This is a genomic window from Alistipes sp. ZOR0009, from assembly GCF_000798815.1.
Lineage (GTDB): Bacteria > Bacteroidota > Bacteroidia > Bacteroidales > ZOR0009 > Acetobacteroides.
The window spans coordinates 1-13,507 of the sequence record NZ_JTLD01000046.1; the positions used below are offsets into that span (position 1 = coordinate 1).

The 13,507-nt window shown below is 42.3% G+C and carries 10 protein-coding genes; 2 read left to right on the forward strand and 8 right to left on the reverse strand.

Annotated features, from left to right (window positions below; all coding sequences use genetic code 11):
* Positions 1–97: 97 nt before the first annotated feature.
* On the forward strand, positions 98–1,039 hold the full coding sequence (locus L990_RS12955; RefSeq protein ID WP_047450079.1) for a carboxypeptidase-like regulatory domain-containing protein: 942 nt from the start codon (positions 98–100) through the stop codon (positions 1,037–1,039).
* Between the two features lie 184 nt (positions 1,040–1,223).
* Here L990_RS12955 and L990_RS12960 read toward each other — a convergent pair whose 3' ends face one another.
* The 3 genes from L990_RS12960 to L990_RS12970 form a co-directional block, all read right to left on the reverse strand.
* Positions 1,224–1,517 carry a putative quinol monooxygenase gene (locus L990_RS12960; RefSeq protein WP_047450210.1) on the reverse strand — a complete coding sequence of 98 codons (294 nt, stop codon included), beginning with the start codon at positions 1,515–1,517 and terminating at the stop codon, positions 1,224–1,226.
* Between the two features lie 136 nt (positions 1,518–1,653).
* Positions 1,654–2,307 (reverse strand): nitroreductase family protein, encoded by a 654-nt coding sequence (locus L990_RS12965; protein WP_052180999.1) that lies wholly within the window; start codon positions 2,305–2,307, stop codon positions 1,654–1,656.
* A gap of 5 nt (positions 2,308–2,312) precedes the next feature.
* Complete coding sequence (locus L990_RS12970; protein ID WP_081981709.1) at positions 2,313–3,494, reverse strand: 4Fe-4S binding protein; 1,182 nt, start codon at positions 3,492–3,494, stop codon at positions 2,313–2,315.
* Positions 3,495–3,918: 424 nt separating this feature from the next.
* On the opposite strand from L990_RS12970, the gene L990_RS12975 reads away from it, so the two are divergent.
* Positions 3,919–4,167, forward strand: a complete 249-nt coding sequence (locus L990_RS12975; RefSeq protein ID WP_047450086.1) for a hypothetical protein — start codon at positions 3,919–3,921, stop codon at positions 4,165–4,167.
* A gap of 231 nt (positions 4,168–4,398) precedes the next feature.
* Here L990_RS12975 and L990_RS12980 read toward each other — a convergent pair whose 3' ends face one another.
* From L990_RS12980 to L990_RS13000, 5 genes are all read right to left on the reverse strand, one after another.
* A complete protein-coding gene (locus tag L990_RS12980; RefSeq protein ID WP_197057289.1) occupies positions 4,399–5,793 on the reverse strand; it encodes a DUF4302 domain-containing protein in 1,395 nt (464 codons plus the stop codon).
* 122 nt (positions 5,794–5,915) lie between these two features.
* Positions 5,916–6,959: a substrate import-associated zinc metallohydrolase lipoprotein gene (locus L990_RS19345; protein ID WP_052181000.1), complete on the reverse strand. Its 1,044-nt coding sequence runs from the start codon at positions 6,957–6,959 to the stop codon at positions 5,916–5,918.
* 29 nt (positions 6,960–6,988) lie between these two features.
* Positions 6,989–8,503, reverse strand: coding sequence for a RagB/SusD family nutrient uptake outer membrane protein (locus L990_RS12990; protein ID WP_047450090.1), 1,515 nt, complete (start codon positions 8,501–8,503; stop codon positions 6,989–6,991).
* A gap of 11 nt (positions 8,504–8,514) precedes the next feature.
* Complete coding sequence (locus L990_RS12995) at positions 8,515–12,165, reverse strand: SusC/RagA family TonB-linked outer membrane protein (RefSeq protein ID WP_231562280.1); 3,651 nt, start codon at positions 12,163–12,165, stop codon at positions 8,515–8,517.
* A 93-nt stretch (positions 12,166–12,258) separates the two neighbouring features.
* Complete coding sequence (locus L990_RS13000; RefSeq protein ID WP_047450096.1) at positions 12,259–13,437, reverse strand: FecR family protein; 1,179 nt, start codon at positions 13,435–13,437, stop codon at positions 12,259–12,261.
* Positions 13,438–13,507 lie beyond the last annotated feature (70 nt).

Sequence of the window (13,507 nt, forward strand, 5' to 3'; positions counted from 1 at the left end):
AAAAAAAATAGATGGAGACATAAAAAAAAATAGCTTCCAAATTAAACCTTTTCAAACTGCTTGTTGTTTTTTCTATAACAAATAAAATCTTACCGTTATGACAACAAAGCAGATTCGAAAATTTGTGATGTACATCGGAATGGCCAAATTCTTAAATCGGAATAACGAAATTACCGATCCGCTACCCAATTTTAAGATTTACTTTCCCAAACTTCTAAATAATAACGGGAAGATACAAAGCATATACGGCGAGCAGCAGCACGAAGTTGCCAAGGGAGGTGTTAGTAGGAAGTCGCTGCGTAATCAGCTGGTAACTGCTGGCTACGACATTGCCAATAAGCTCTATTCCTACGCTACTCTTACCGGCGATAGCGTACTTACTCGCGAAATTCACATGGGAATCACGACGATAAACCGTCAGAGTGGCCCTAAGCTAATTAACACCTCGCGCTTTATTCACAAAAAGGCTACCGAACATATCGCTAACCTCGATGCTTACAACATAAGCACAGCCGATCTGGACTCCCTAAAGGAGCTAACCGATCAGTTTATGGAGATCATCCCATCTTATCGCGAAAAGCAAATCACCTCTAAGGCAATTACCAGCCAGCTTGCCACCTTATTTGCCGAAAACGACAGCATCCTCGAAATGATCGACCGAATGGTCGAAATAGTTAGGCTAACAAAGCCCGAATTCTACAATTCGTACCACGATAACCGTAAGGTGATATATAGCTACAGCACCTTATCGCTTACTGGTCGCATTACCTGCGCAGCTAGTGGCGAAGCCCTAAAAGGTGCAAAAATTACCTTCGTTCCATGTGGCGAAGATGGTAATCCTCTAGCAAAGGCATCAAAACCGCTGGTAAAAAAGAGCGCAACGAAGGGAATCTTTAAGGTAAAGCACATGCCCGAAGGTACCTACATCGTCATAATCGAAAAACCCGGGTATGTAACCATTAAGCAAACAATTGTAATTACCAACGGCGAAACAACCGTTTTTGAGGTAGCTCTTACTCAAAGTCAAACTCTTGCCTAGAAAATGCTTCTTTAAATACTCGACTTGTTTAAGTTACCTGTACGTCTTTACATTGTCAGCATGAGGTAAAGACGTACTTTTTTTGCGCAAACACCGTTGTAAGGAACTCCATCACCACAGGGTAGCTTGGGGACAACCATCGTGCTGTTGCCCCCGAGAAAGATGTTCTTCAAAAATATTCGCGCTATACGATTACTTTTTTCATTTTCTCCACGCTCAGCTGCGTTAACAGCTCGGCAGCGCTTGCTTCAAATGCCTTAAAATGGAGGCTTTTTGTATGGAGTTCCAGCGTCGATTCATCAGCCCACTCCTCGCTCATCGTAAAGCACTCGCAGTTATCTATACTCTGTAGTAGCTCATATTGTAGGCATCCTGCCTCTTGGCGTGTTTCTCGTACAAGCTCTTTAAGTAGCATTATCAGCTCTTCCGATTTTCCCTCTTTGGCGGTAATTTGTGCAATAACAGCAATTCTTTTCATTGTCATCTTGTTTTTAGTCTGCATGGGCTCTTCTAGAATCTATGCCCACTGGTTATATTTTTGTGATATATGTTTTCCTTTTTTGATCCTCATTGTGGGTATCTCTACCACGACGCTGAGAAAATATGGCTTCAAGTTAGCTCTCTTTTTTGCTACTTTCCCATTTTTCCCAGTGAAGTTGGGCCGGATTGTACTTATTCTTTGCTTTTTCTACCCCTGTTGGATATCCAATGGGGATAACGCAAAGCGGCATAACGTGTGCTGGCAAACCAAGTACCTCACGGGCATGCTGCATTCTATCCTCTCCGGGGTAAAGGGTGCTCCATACGCCACCAAGTCCCATTGCCTCAATGGCTAAAAGTATGTTCTCAGTGGCTGCCGATGCATCTGTAATCCAAAATTCCTTGTTAATCGGCTTAACCATCGACATATCACCACAAACCACAATTGCTGCCGTCGATCCATCCAAGCCTCTTGCCCACTCAAGCTTCGATCGCAGCCTCTTCATGGTCTCCTTATTTTTGATAATGATGAACTGCCACGGGCGCGCATCATGCCCCGATGGTGCGGCCATTCCTGCCTTTACGAGCGTAACCAGATCGCTGTCAGAAACGGCCTGTGATGTAAACTTACGGACGCTCTTCCGCGAGTGAAGATTCTCCAGCACCGCCGCTCGTTTATCTACGGAGGCTGGTTGCTGCTTCGACGTGTGCTGCAGCTTAACCAGCTCGAAGGTGGTTACTGCTAGGGCTGCAGCCAGTAGTAGAATAGCATAAAATGATCCTTTCATAACCTTTATTTTGATGATGAGGGTTTAACAATAAGCAGCCTTCTAATAAATTCCAAGAGTTGTCCGGTCGGACAAAAGAATCTGCACCAGGCTCTTGGTATAAATATCGAAAGCATCACAAATAGGATGGCCAGCGTCAGTATCGGCCATCCGGCACTCTTATAGGCAAACGCCGAAAATGGCTCTACGTACGTAATATCAAGCGATACGCCCAGCAGCAGTAAAAACAGCAGCACCCCAAATAGCCATTCGCGCAGGTGCATCAAGTACTGCATCACGCGTGGCGTTATCCTGATCTTTCGTTTGCTCAGCTTTCCGGCCAGCTCTTGGGCTGCTCCGTATGGACATAGGTAGGTGCAGTAGAAGGCTTTGTTGGTAAGCAGTGGAATAGCAATGGCTGCCAGCACAGCTGCTACCAAGAATAGCTTTTGGGAAAGCGTTACTCCATAAATTAGCCAGCTGTAAAGCAGCTGCATCGAAAGGCTATCGCCAATCCAAAAGCCAACAACGGCTATCGTGGCAATCTGCAGCGGAATTCGGAATCGTTTTAGCTTCGCAGGATAAATAAGCTGCGCAATCGAGGCTGCAAGCAGCGTAAAAGCAGCGGCTAGGCGTAGTAGCTGGGCAAGCGTTAGCCCTTGTTCGGCATCTAATTCCTTGCTGCTTTGCCTCGAAAGGCTAAATCGGATTGTGCTGATAAGCGCTTGCGAGGTTACTGTTGCTCCGGAAACGCCATCTGTTTTTAGAGCAGCTCCATCATGCACGCTTTTACCTGTCCAACTCTCTAAAAATCTGCTTCGATAAATTTTGGCAACAAAATCAGCCGACTCGTAGTTCTTCAGTAAACGAACTCCCACTATCTTATTGGACATATTTACCCCAATCAGCACCGGAACCGACGAGGCATAACCAGCTATCGAGTCGGCCAGCGGGCTGCTGCTAATGATAGTCCCCAGCTCTATCTGCCCATTAAACACCTTTATCTCATCTGTATCCGTACGCTTATACGTACTGGCCGATGGGAATAGCGCTTTTACATCGGTAAGGGCGAACTCTGCTGCCTTTTTCGTTGAATCTCCATCATCGAAAATGGGAATACCACCAACTTGTCCGCTCCTAAGGCCTATCGTTGCCAGCAGAAGTATTACCAGCAGCATACGCGATACCCGTAAAAAGGAATAAGCCATAAATTCTACTATTATTTAAGTTTTGTAATTTTTCCACACGCCAACATTCAAAAAATATAAGCTGATGAGCTGGGCACATAGCCTCGCCCTTTGGGCATAGCATGGCAAGCCACATCTCTTCAGCACGGGCAAACATTGCCAGCACATGGCCTTTTTGCCGTTTTCAAAGCTACTTTATGATAGGGGGAGAGAAATGTATTTTTTGAGGATCTTATTGTAAAAAGGCAGCAACTCAAATTTAAGCTGCATGGGTGGTGCTATCCGTTGGCAGCTTACGGCATAAACTTCAGATAAATGCGCGCGACGATTTTTAGCATGCGGCAAATTATGCTATACTTGCATGGTATAACGATATAAAAGCTTACCATATATAGCTTTCCCGTTAAAATTAACGTATAACTTAGAGCAAAGACGCAAGTTAAGCATGAAGAACGAAGAGTCTAGCATACAATTCGAAGAGGCCCTGCAGCGCTACCAAAAGAGGGTGGAGGAGAAGCGCCTTTCCAGTTCGCCAGTACAGATGACCTTTAAGTGCTTTGGTCTGATAGACGATCAGCGCATTGAGTTGGGCGTTATACTTGCCAGCAGCAGAAGCGAAGCCATCCAAAAGTCCGAGCAGCTGCTTATCCAGCAGGGCACAAGGGAGGCTTTTACCTCCATCTCTTGCGACTAATTCTTTAAGTATCCTGTTTGCAGGTGAGGCTTAAGGGTATACTTAATCTTCATTTGTTGTTCTAGTTGCACTATTTCAGTTAGCAATTCTGTTGGCCTTTGCTGCGATCTGCTTCGTACAGTATTTCTTTGTAAAAAGCTTGTCATAATCTGATTAAATAAAATATATAAGCCCCCCTGCTCACACAGGGGGGCGTCAAATTCAAACTACTAAACTGACCTAATGAAACGACTAGTACGAAAAGTACTTTCTCATTTTGACCGAGGGATCTTCAATATTGTAGAAGGAGAGAGCGGCAGAGTTACTGCTATATGATATCATATGTATGCTCCATCCTTTTGTCGTAAAGAGCGCATTCAAAAACTTTAGCGCATAAGGATTGGTGGTAAGAATCTCGTTTATATTTGGAATATTGGAAATAACATCTCCATTTCGAACAAATTTCATTTCACTGATCCCCTGCTTTTCTAATTTTGTAGGTATAAAACAGTAACGGGTAGGAGATCCATCTGAGGGGGAATCACCTATAATTGCAAACCCACAACCAACGTCTTCACCCTTAATCTTTGTATGCATATTTAGCTGGCAGTACTTTAGATCTTTTACATTATTTCCAAGTTCGTCTAGGTAGCTACCTATTTTACCGCTTTCGTCATCTCCCGTGTAAAAAGTCCATCCATACCAACGGCCCTCCATTGCTTTTACAAAGAATTCAAAAGCACCAGGTGATGGGAATAGAGGAAGATTAGAACCAATAATATATCCATCAATGCCTTGATTTGCCGCTTCCCATCGGTTACGATCTTTGTTATATACAAATCGGTTTAAAGTATCAGTTCCAACAACTACAGGGTCAGACAAAAGAATCTCGTTATGTGTAAAAACAAAGGACGACTGTTTACTTTGAAAGCCTTTGCCATTCTTGTCGTAGGATAGCCTGTAGAACTGTCCCTTTTTCTCCGGAAGCACGCTCAAGTCTCCAGTGATATAGACCGTTTCAAACTTGGCAAAGAATGGCTTTTCGCTGGTTGCGCCTAGCCCTTTTGTTACCCATATACCAGAGAAATTCATCTCCATGGTGGCCTTTAGGTTTACAAAGTTATTTTTTATGTCGGCCATGTCCCAATCTTTAGCGCTAGCCTTTTCCAAAACCATCTCAGAACCATTAACCTTACCTTTAAAGTAAAGTTTTCCGTTCTCCTCCTTCATAAAAATATACTCAACGTTTGCACCAAACCCAGTGCCGAGCCCTTGAAATTCATATGGTTTTGATAGCCAGTGAAACACTTCGTTGTACGAGGTAAAGTTTAGTACAACTCCTGTTGCATGGTATACGCTAAATTCTGATGTTTTGCTGTTAAATCCATTGGCAATGGTTACATGTCCTGTCGAGGTTCCCTCGGCTGGGGCAAATTTCATCACAAAAAAGTCACCAGCACCAGCTACTTGATCATTATATATAAGGGTTGTCTTCCATCCATTCTCCGAGCTTGCCAAAAGTTTGGTCAAATTCGAGATGGCTTCAGATTTTCGCTCTGTAGGTGTGCTCCCAAAGCTATCTTCAAAGTCGTTCTTACACGAGGTAATGGCAACCATCAGCATAAGAGCATATAGTAATTTTTTCATCTCTTTTGTTTTTATTTGATTATCCAATGAAATGCCCGTAATGCAAGGTTTATGCATCTTTAGCAATTGCAACCTAGCAGCTGGCTAGGCCTTTACTTTATTACGGGCATTCCTAAGTCAACTTATTTTACAAAGCTAGTTATTGCTTTGTCTATACGCTTTTGTAAGCTGTATAAATCAACACCCCACTTTTCCTTGTAGTACGAGGTTACAATGTCAACCTTGTGGAGAAATTTGTGGTAGCCAACTGTAGCCTCTGGAGCTCTGAAGTAAACCATGTTCCATTTTTCATCGAACTTGTAGTCTAGCATATACGAGTAAAGGAAATGCTCCCATTCTGAGCCAGTGATGTTCCCCATTTTGTTGGTAAACTCTCCTTTAGCATCTTTCAGAGGCCATTCTGTAGTGTATGGCACATTGCTATATCTCGATCGATCTATCATTCCTGCAACAATCTCCACAAAATCCTCATTTTCGTTCGATAGGGAGTATGGGGTGATACATCCCTTGGTTTGAGCTTCTGCATCATTTAAATCCATCCAACGTGCAGTGTAGTCTACTTTGCTAATTTCTTTAAACTCGTCGGGGTAAAACTTGGTTTGATGCATAATATGGGCAAACTCGTGGTGTAACACATGGAATGCTCTATACAGTACATTCCTCTTTTTTTGTAAAACTTTATCTGGCGTATCGGTAGGTTTAATATCAGCAAAACCAAAATTGTCAATATCAAAGATGGTTACTTTACGTCCCCCTTCGGCAAGTCCCATGGTCGCAGTTCCATCCTCATTATAGGCTGGTGTTCCTACCAAAACAATTAGCTTAGGCATATACTTGTAAAGGAAGTCGGGGTTGCCGCCAGCCTTCGATTCCTCCTCGTAAGGTTTGATCCATAGATTCAGATATGCCTCCAAAAATTCCTTTGTTTTTTCCATGGAAGGAGGTGTCACCCGAAATTTGTTGGTGATCTCGTTGGCATCCCACTTATACTTAATTTCAACGTTGTATGGCTTGGTCAGATTCTCGTAAATCCACTTGTCCAAATCATTTTGGTAGACCTTCTGAATGGTTACTACCGACTCATCGCGTAGCTTATCCTCTTTTTCGCAAGAGTAAAGGCTGGTAAGTACCGCCGCGATGAGTATTAAAAAATATATTCTTTTCATTTGCTTTTCAATTTATTGGATTGCAAAAATTAGCGTGCATTTGGCGTTAGCCCATTCTGTTGTGCTGCAACAGGTATTTGCAATGTCTTTCTGGCATCATTCTCCAAAAGGGTAACAGGTGCTCCGTCCTTTACATTATGAATAACCTTAAGGTTGAAGCGACGGATGTCAAACCAGCGTAACCCTTCGTAGTAAAACTCACGTCTACGAGTATCGATGATACAGTTTAGGTAGGTGCGCTTTTTAGCTTCTACATCGTACCAAGGTTTTAGTGGCGAGTCCGATTTAGAGTTGTTTTCGTAGGCTGCAGTGATTTTACTTTCCGAAACCTTATTGGCATCGGTATAGTTGGTCATTCGTTTGCTGAAGAACATATCTAGGTCAGACTCAACCGCAGGATAGTTACCAAGCATAGCATTTGCTTCCATGCGGTTAAAGAGCGCCTCTTCGGCTTCAATAACCGGTGTCATTGTGCAGAAGTAGCCGTTATCGGAGTTGGCATCAAACCTCTTAAAGAAGTATCCCCACTTAAAAACGAACTTGTCGATTTCGCTGAAGCTGGCTGTGTTTTGGCACCAAGTGTTGCCCCCTTGCTTGACAAAAATGTTGTTTAAAATTTTATTCTCAATAACCGGAGTGTAGGCATACCTAACCTTTGCTTGAAAGTAGTAGAACCAGTAGCTAACATTGCTGGTTAATAAAAAGTTGGCAGGATCAGTTGCTTTGCTATATTCGGCAAGCTGCTCATTCAATCCTAAGCTTCTGTATCTACCCGAAAGATCACGAAGCTTTACTGCAGGGTTAGTACCTAGTGCCATGGTCGAATAGTCTACTACCTTTTGCCAATCATTACCCTTGTAGAGGTAGTATCTGGAGGCAAATGTGTAAGCTGCAGCCCTATTAAAGTGGTATTTTGCCACGTCGTATGCTCCATCTTGGATGTACTTTAGCCCTTCTACTAAATCTTTTTCGATTTGTTCGTAGTTCTTGGCCACAGTTTCGCGCTTGTACTTTTTAAATACATCCTTTTCAACTTCGGTAACGTAGGGTATTCCCAAATCAGCTCCCGATGTTGTTGGGTTGTAGTGCTTGCCCCAAATGTTTACCAGCATAAAATGGCAGTAAGCTCGAATAACCAATGCTTCGCCATAGTAGGGTTGATATTTCTCAGGAACAACACCTCCAACTTTTTGCTTCTCCATAAACTCAAGCGCAGTGTTGGCGTGCGATATAGCCTTGTAGCAGGCATCCCAGTAAAATGCAGGAGAGTCTTGCCCCACGTCGGTGAAATCTTTCCAGAAGTAGCCTTGCTCGTTGCTAATAAGGCTGTTTTCACTAAACCCTTTGTCATCAGCATCGTCAGACATTGCGTAGGTGAATAGGCCATAAGCACCTTCGGGGTATGCGCTTGTTAGAAGTTCTTTTACTTTAACTTCAGAGTCTAGTACGGTTCTGTTATCGGGTGTGGTATCTAGATAATCGTCGCACGACACAAATCCGAGTGTGGCAACAATCGATAAGATATATAGTATTTTCTTATTCATCTTAGTCTGTTTTAGAAGCCTAGTTTTAGCGAGAACGTGTATTGTTTGGGTACTGGTAAAGCAACTCCTCCTGTTCCGAAGAATTCAGGATCTTGACCATTGAGCTTTTTATCGGAGTATAGAAGGAACATATTTGTACCCTGCGCTTTAATCGATGCGTTGGCAATACCTAACTTCGAAAGCAGACTCTTAGGTAGCTTATATTCAATTGATACCTCCTTTAATCTAATGAAATCACCTTTAGCAACTCGTTGGTCGGAGTAGTTGTAAGCGTTATACACAGATTCTAGCTGATATCCGTATTGCTCTCGGGTTGCTTTGCTGGCAATAACAGGGATGTTTGTTTTTTTCTCATCTCCAGGAACCATCCAGCGATTTAGCATATCCTTCGATACGGCATCCATGTCGCTGTAGGTAGAGTGGAAGGTAGGGTACAGGCGTATTACATTGCCAAACTGGTAGCTGCAGAATATGTTCGCAGTCCAACTTCCGTAGCTAATTGCATTGGACCATCCTCCTGTTATTTTAGGATCGATAGTTCCTTCATACTTCAAATGGCTTATAGCGTCGTCTTGAAAGTATACATCTTTGGTGATCTTGCCATTCTTGTCATAGAATTGAGGTAAACCGAGTTCGTCTAACCCAGCAAACGGAATAGAGTATAGCCCGCGAACAGCACCTCCCTCTTTTGCTCCTCCTTCTGCTTTTACTAAATCGAATATCATTGGGCTATTCTTTAAGTTGGTTAGCTCATTGGTGTTGTACGAGAAGGTAAGGTTGCTATTCCAGTTGAGATCTTTAGTAGATATAGCCTTAACACCTAAGCTAAACTCGATACCTTTCGATTTCATGTCTGCGTAGTTCGCCAGTTTCCATCCTTCGCCACCAATTCCAGAGGTTCTTACGTAGGCTATCAGGTCGAAACCTTTTCGACTGTAGGCATCCACGCTTAAGGAAACTCGGTTGTATAGGCCAAGGTCAAAACCAAAGTTGGCTTCATACTGCTTTTCCCATGTAAGCTTCGAGTTTTCTAATGCCTCAATATACATGGCATTCTGTCTTTCCGATTCGTATGGAGTGGTGGTAAGCGTATTGCGGAAAATGACAGAGGAGTTTTTTGCTGGTCCCATCGATGCTGTTAATCCGTAGGTTCCTCTAAACGATAGGTTCGAAAGCCAATCGATATTGCTCAAGAAATTCTCTTCTTTTGCATTCCATTTACCTGAAAGGTTCCATGTTGGAAGGTAACGTGCGCTACGCGACTGTCCAAGTTGGTTTGATCCATCAACACGAGCTGTTCCATTGAATGTGTACTTGCTTTTATATGAGTAGGCTCCGTTGATAAAAGCCGCTACGAAACGATCGCGATACTCTTGCATCCCAAAGTAGGCATTACCCGACTCATTATTTTGCTTAATAATGTTAGGATTGGTAAATGCGACACCTCCTTTGCTATACATGAATCCATATCCGTTAGAGAAATCGGCGGTTCTATCTACATATTTCAGTTCTTGTCCGAGCATTACACTAACAGAGTGTATTTCTTTGAATACCTTGTTAAAGTTTAGCATATTTCGGAAGTAGAAGTTTACCATCGAGTTGGTTTCCTTGTTGTAAAACCCTCCGTTAGGAAGTACCGAAACTTTTCTTGAGTTGGGGTCGGTTACATCTCTCCATAAATACTTGTTTGCCTCAGAAATCACAGGATCGTCAATACCTGCATTGTAAGCACCCACAACATTCGAGCCTTCCTTTATAAAGTGCGCATTGTCAGACTTAACAGCTCTCATCGATCCTGTAAAGTTGTACACAAGGCTTTTGCTAAACTTGTACTCCAAGTCACTCTGGATGTTAAGGTCAAGCACCTCTAGGTTGATATAGTTATTCTTATACTCGTTTAGTATGTTAAAGGGGGCGTAGTTCATACGAACATACTCGAGATTGCCATTCTCGTCGTAGGGCGATATGGTTCTACTAGTATTCAGAGCATACGAGAAAGGGTTGATATCGAACTCTCGCGAGTAGTTGCCATTTACTACGTCGTTAGAGCGGTTAAAGGTGCCTGGTGTTGTCTGCTGACGGAACGATCCTTTAGTTTGCAGTCCTATCGAAAGTTTTTTTGTTACATCAAAGTCACCACGCATATTAATGGTATAGCGGTCTACCTTATCGGCAATAGTCCACCCTTGATCGTTCAACCACGATGATGATACATAGAATTTGGAGGCTTCAGATCCACCCGAAAAAGATACGGAGTGGTTTTGCTGTAGCGAATTCCTGAACAGTATATCAAACCAGTTGGTGTTCACCCGTTCGTATCGGCGCAGAAAGTTGGCTCTCGCTTCAGGTGTATTTTCTAACCCAAATTTACCGTTTGCGTACGAGTCTATTAATGAGTACATTTTGAAGAATACGCCGCCATCTTTAGAGCGCATCATATCTGCATGGTTTAGCCAGCCTTTATCCTGCATTTCCAAGAACATTTCCATCTGCTCCTGCGAGTTCATGATGTCATAGTTTGCATAGGATGGCTTCCTTTTTACCGTGAATTCGGAGGTTATGTTGATGTAATTTTTACCAACACGTCCTTTTTTAGTAGTAACTACGATAACACCATTCATCGCTCTTGCTCCATACAATGCTGTGGCCGATGCGTCTTTTAGAATCTGGAAGTTATCGATGTCGTCTGCATTTAAGCCCGCAACCGACGAGGATATAAGGGTTGCCGCATCTCCCGAAGAAAGTTGGTCTGGGGTAACATCTACAACATCCTCAAGTACTACACCATCAACAACCCATAGTGGTTTTGTATCTCCGTAAATTGACGAAGATCCACGGACGCGAATTTTTGGTGCAGCACCAAATGTGCTCGATACGTTTTGAACCGATACACCCGCAACTTTCCCTTCCAGCATGCGGCTAACATCAGACTCCCCTGCAGTTTTAGCATCCTCGCTTTTTAGTAAAGTTGCCGATCCTGTAAATAGCTTACGGCTTACCTTTTGGTAGCCAGTAACTACTACCTCGTCAATTTGCGCGGCTGCGCTAGTCATGACAACATTCAGGTTTTGCTGGTCAGTAACGACTACCTCTTGGTTGTTCATCCCTATGAAAGAAAAAACTAAGGTGACTTTCCCGTTTGCCGGAATTCTCATCGAAAACTTTCCATCCATATTGGTTGAAGTTCCATTGGTAGACATTCCTTTCTGGATGATGGTTACTCCCGGTAAGGTTTTTTTTCCTTCATCGAACACGGTTCCTGTAATGGTTCGCTTTTCTTGTTGTGTTGAGGTTGGCTTGTGCGATGCCTTAATAAGGATAGTTTTGTTCTCAATTTCAAATTCTAATCCCGTATTGTCTAAGGCTTTACTCAGAATGTTTTCTACCGTTTCATTTTTGGCGTTAATTGTAATCGGTTTCACATTCTTCAGTTCAGAAGCGTTAAATAGAAATCCTAAATCGGTTTGCGATTCAATGGCTTTAATTAACTCCTCAATACGTGCGTTTTTTAACGTTACGTTAATTCTACTCTGCAGCAAGGATGCGGCTGAAGCTTGTAATCCAGCCAGTATCAGCATGAGAGTTACAATTCCAACAGAACACATTTTCCTCATCCACCTAATATAAAAGATGAATGTGTTCTGAAAAAAGATTTTTTTCATACATTTGTTTTAGTAATTAGACTTCGAATACCAGTTGGTATTCATTTCAAACTCTAATCGGGAAATGTTGGCGCATTTTCCGATTTTTTTTGATCACCCTTTTTCTTTTATGGTGATGGTATTATTTCTTTTTACAATTTCAACCCCTGATATCTTTTCTAGCAAGTTGGTAATTACCGAAAAATTCTCAAAGCGGTAGAGCTTTCCTGTTAGTCGTCGATTTTTTAAATCAGGCTCTTGGTAGTAAACTTCAACGCCATACCACCGAGATATGGTTCGCATCATGTCTTCCATTCGTTGATCTTCAAATCTAAAATACCCGTTGATCCAGCTTGTGTACAGCTCTGTGTCAACTTCTTTTTTATCAAGAATTCCGTTACTTTTTGCCAAACTGGCTTGCTGCCCAGGCGATAGTAAAAGTTCCTTTGTGAATGAATTTCCATCCTTAACTTTTACCTTAACCTTACCACTTACAAGGGTCGTTTTTATTGCGGATTCATCACCATATGCCATTACGTTAAAGCGAGTTCCCATAACTTCTACAGCCATCTTGTCTACGTCAACAATAAATGGTTGTCCATTTTTTCTTACGTCAAAGTAGGCTTCTCCTTTAAGCTGTACTTTTCTGTCTCCAGCTCCAAATGCAACAGGGTACCTTAACTCAGAGTTACAGTTTAGATACACAATGGTTCCGTCCGCAAGTTCAACTTGAAAGTCTCCGCTCTTAGCCGTTTTCAACGTATTGTACACTGGTGTTTTATTGTTGGATGTTGGTTGTTTTTCGTACTTTAATCCCGACTTTAGGTATTTTTGTATTTTAACCCCACGTTCTTCTTCAATTGGGAGTTCTGTTCCCGATTCAAGTTCGTAAGCTTTACCCGATGAGGTTATCAAAACGACCTTATCACCATCTAACTTTTTGTCTGTTTTTTTAGAAGTTTTCGTAATTGATATATCTGTTTTTGGCTTGAAAATGAATAAACTCCCAATAACTAAAGGAATGAATATGAGGGCTGCGTATTGCAAAGTTTTGTGTAGTCGAATTGTCTTGTTTCTTCTATCCAACTTTTCCATAAGCTCTACACTTGGATTTACACTCCTCTCAATGGATAGGTCTGCAGCCTCTCTTTTTTTGTAGTATCTAATTGCTTTGTCATAAAATTCTTTATGGCGCGAAGAAGCATCCAGCCATTGCCGAAAATCCTCTTCTTCTGAAGCAGAAAGGCCTCCATGAATTTTTCTATAAATGATTTCCCAGTCGATACTTTTCATAAAAATGTTCCTGTGTCGTTCCTTTTGTTGGAATTTTCCTTAAGACGATGAATAATTAAGTTGGTTAACA

Coding starts and splice junctions, on each gene's coding strand:
- L990_RS12975 (WP_047450086.1), top strand. CDS start 3,919: ATGAAGAACGAAGAGTCTAGCATACAATTCGAAGAGGCCCTGCAGCGC.
- L990_RS12995 (WP_231562280.1), bottom strand. CDS start 12,165: ATGAAAAAAATCTTTTTTCAGAACACATTCATCTTTTATATTAGGTGG.
- L990_RS12955 (WP_047450079.1), top strand. CDS start 98: ATGACAACAAAGCAGATTCGAAAATTTGTGATGTACATCGGAATGGCC.
- L990_RS12990 (WP_047450090.1), bottom strand. CDS start 8,503: ATGAATAAGAAAATACTATATATCTTATCGATTGTTGCCACACTCGGA.
- L990_RS12965 (WP_052180999.1), bottom strand. CDS start 2,307: ATGAAAGGATCATTTTATGCTATTCTACTACTGGCTGCAGCCCTAGCA.
- L990_RS12970 (WP_081981709.1), bottom strand. CDS start 3,494: ATGGCTTATTCCTTTTTACGGGTATCGCGTATGCTGCTGGTAATACTT.
- L990_RS12980 (WP_197057289.1), bottom strand. CDS start 5,793: ATGAAAAAATTACTATATGCTCTTATGCTGATGGTTGCCATTACCTCG.
- L990_RS12960 (WP_047450210.1), bottom strand. CDS start 1,517: ATGAAAAGAATTGCTGTTATTGCACAAATTACCGCCAAAGAGGGAAAA.
- L990_RS19345 (WP_052181000.1), bottom strand. CDS start 6,959: ATGAAAAGAATATATTTTTTAATACTCATCGCGGCGGTACTTACCAGC.
- L990_RS13000 (WP_047450096.1), bottom strand. CDS start 13,437: ATGAAAAGTATCGACTGGGAAATCATTTATAGAAAAATTCATGGAGGC.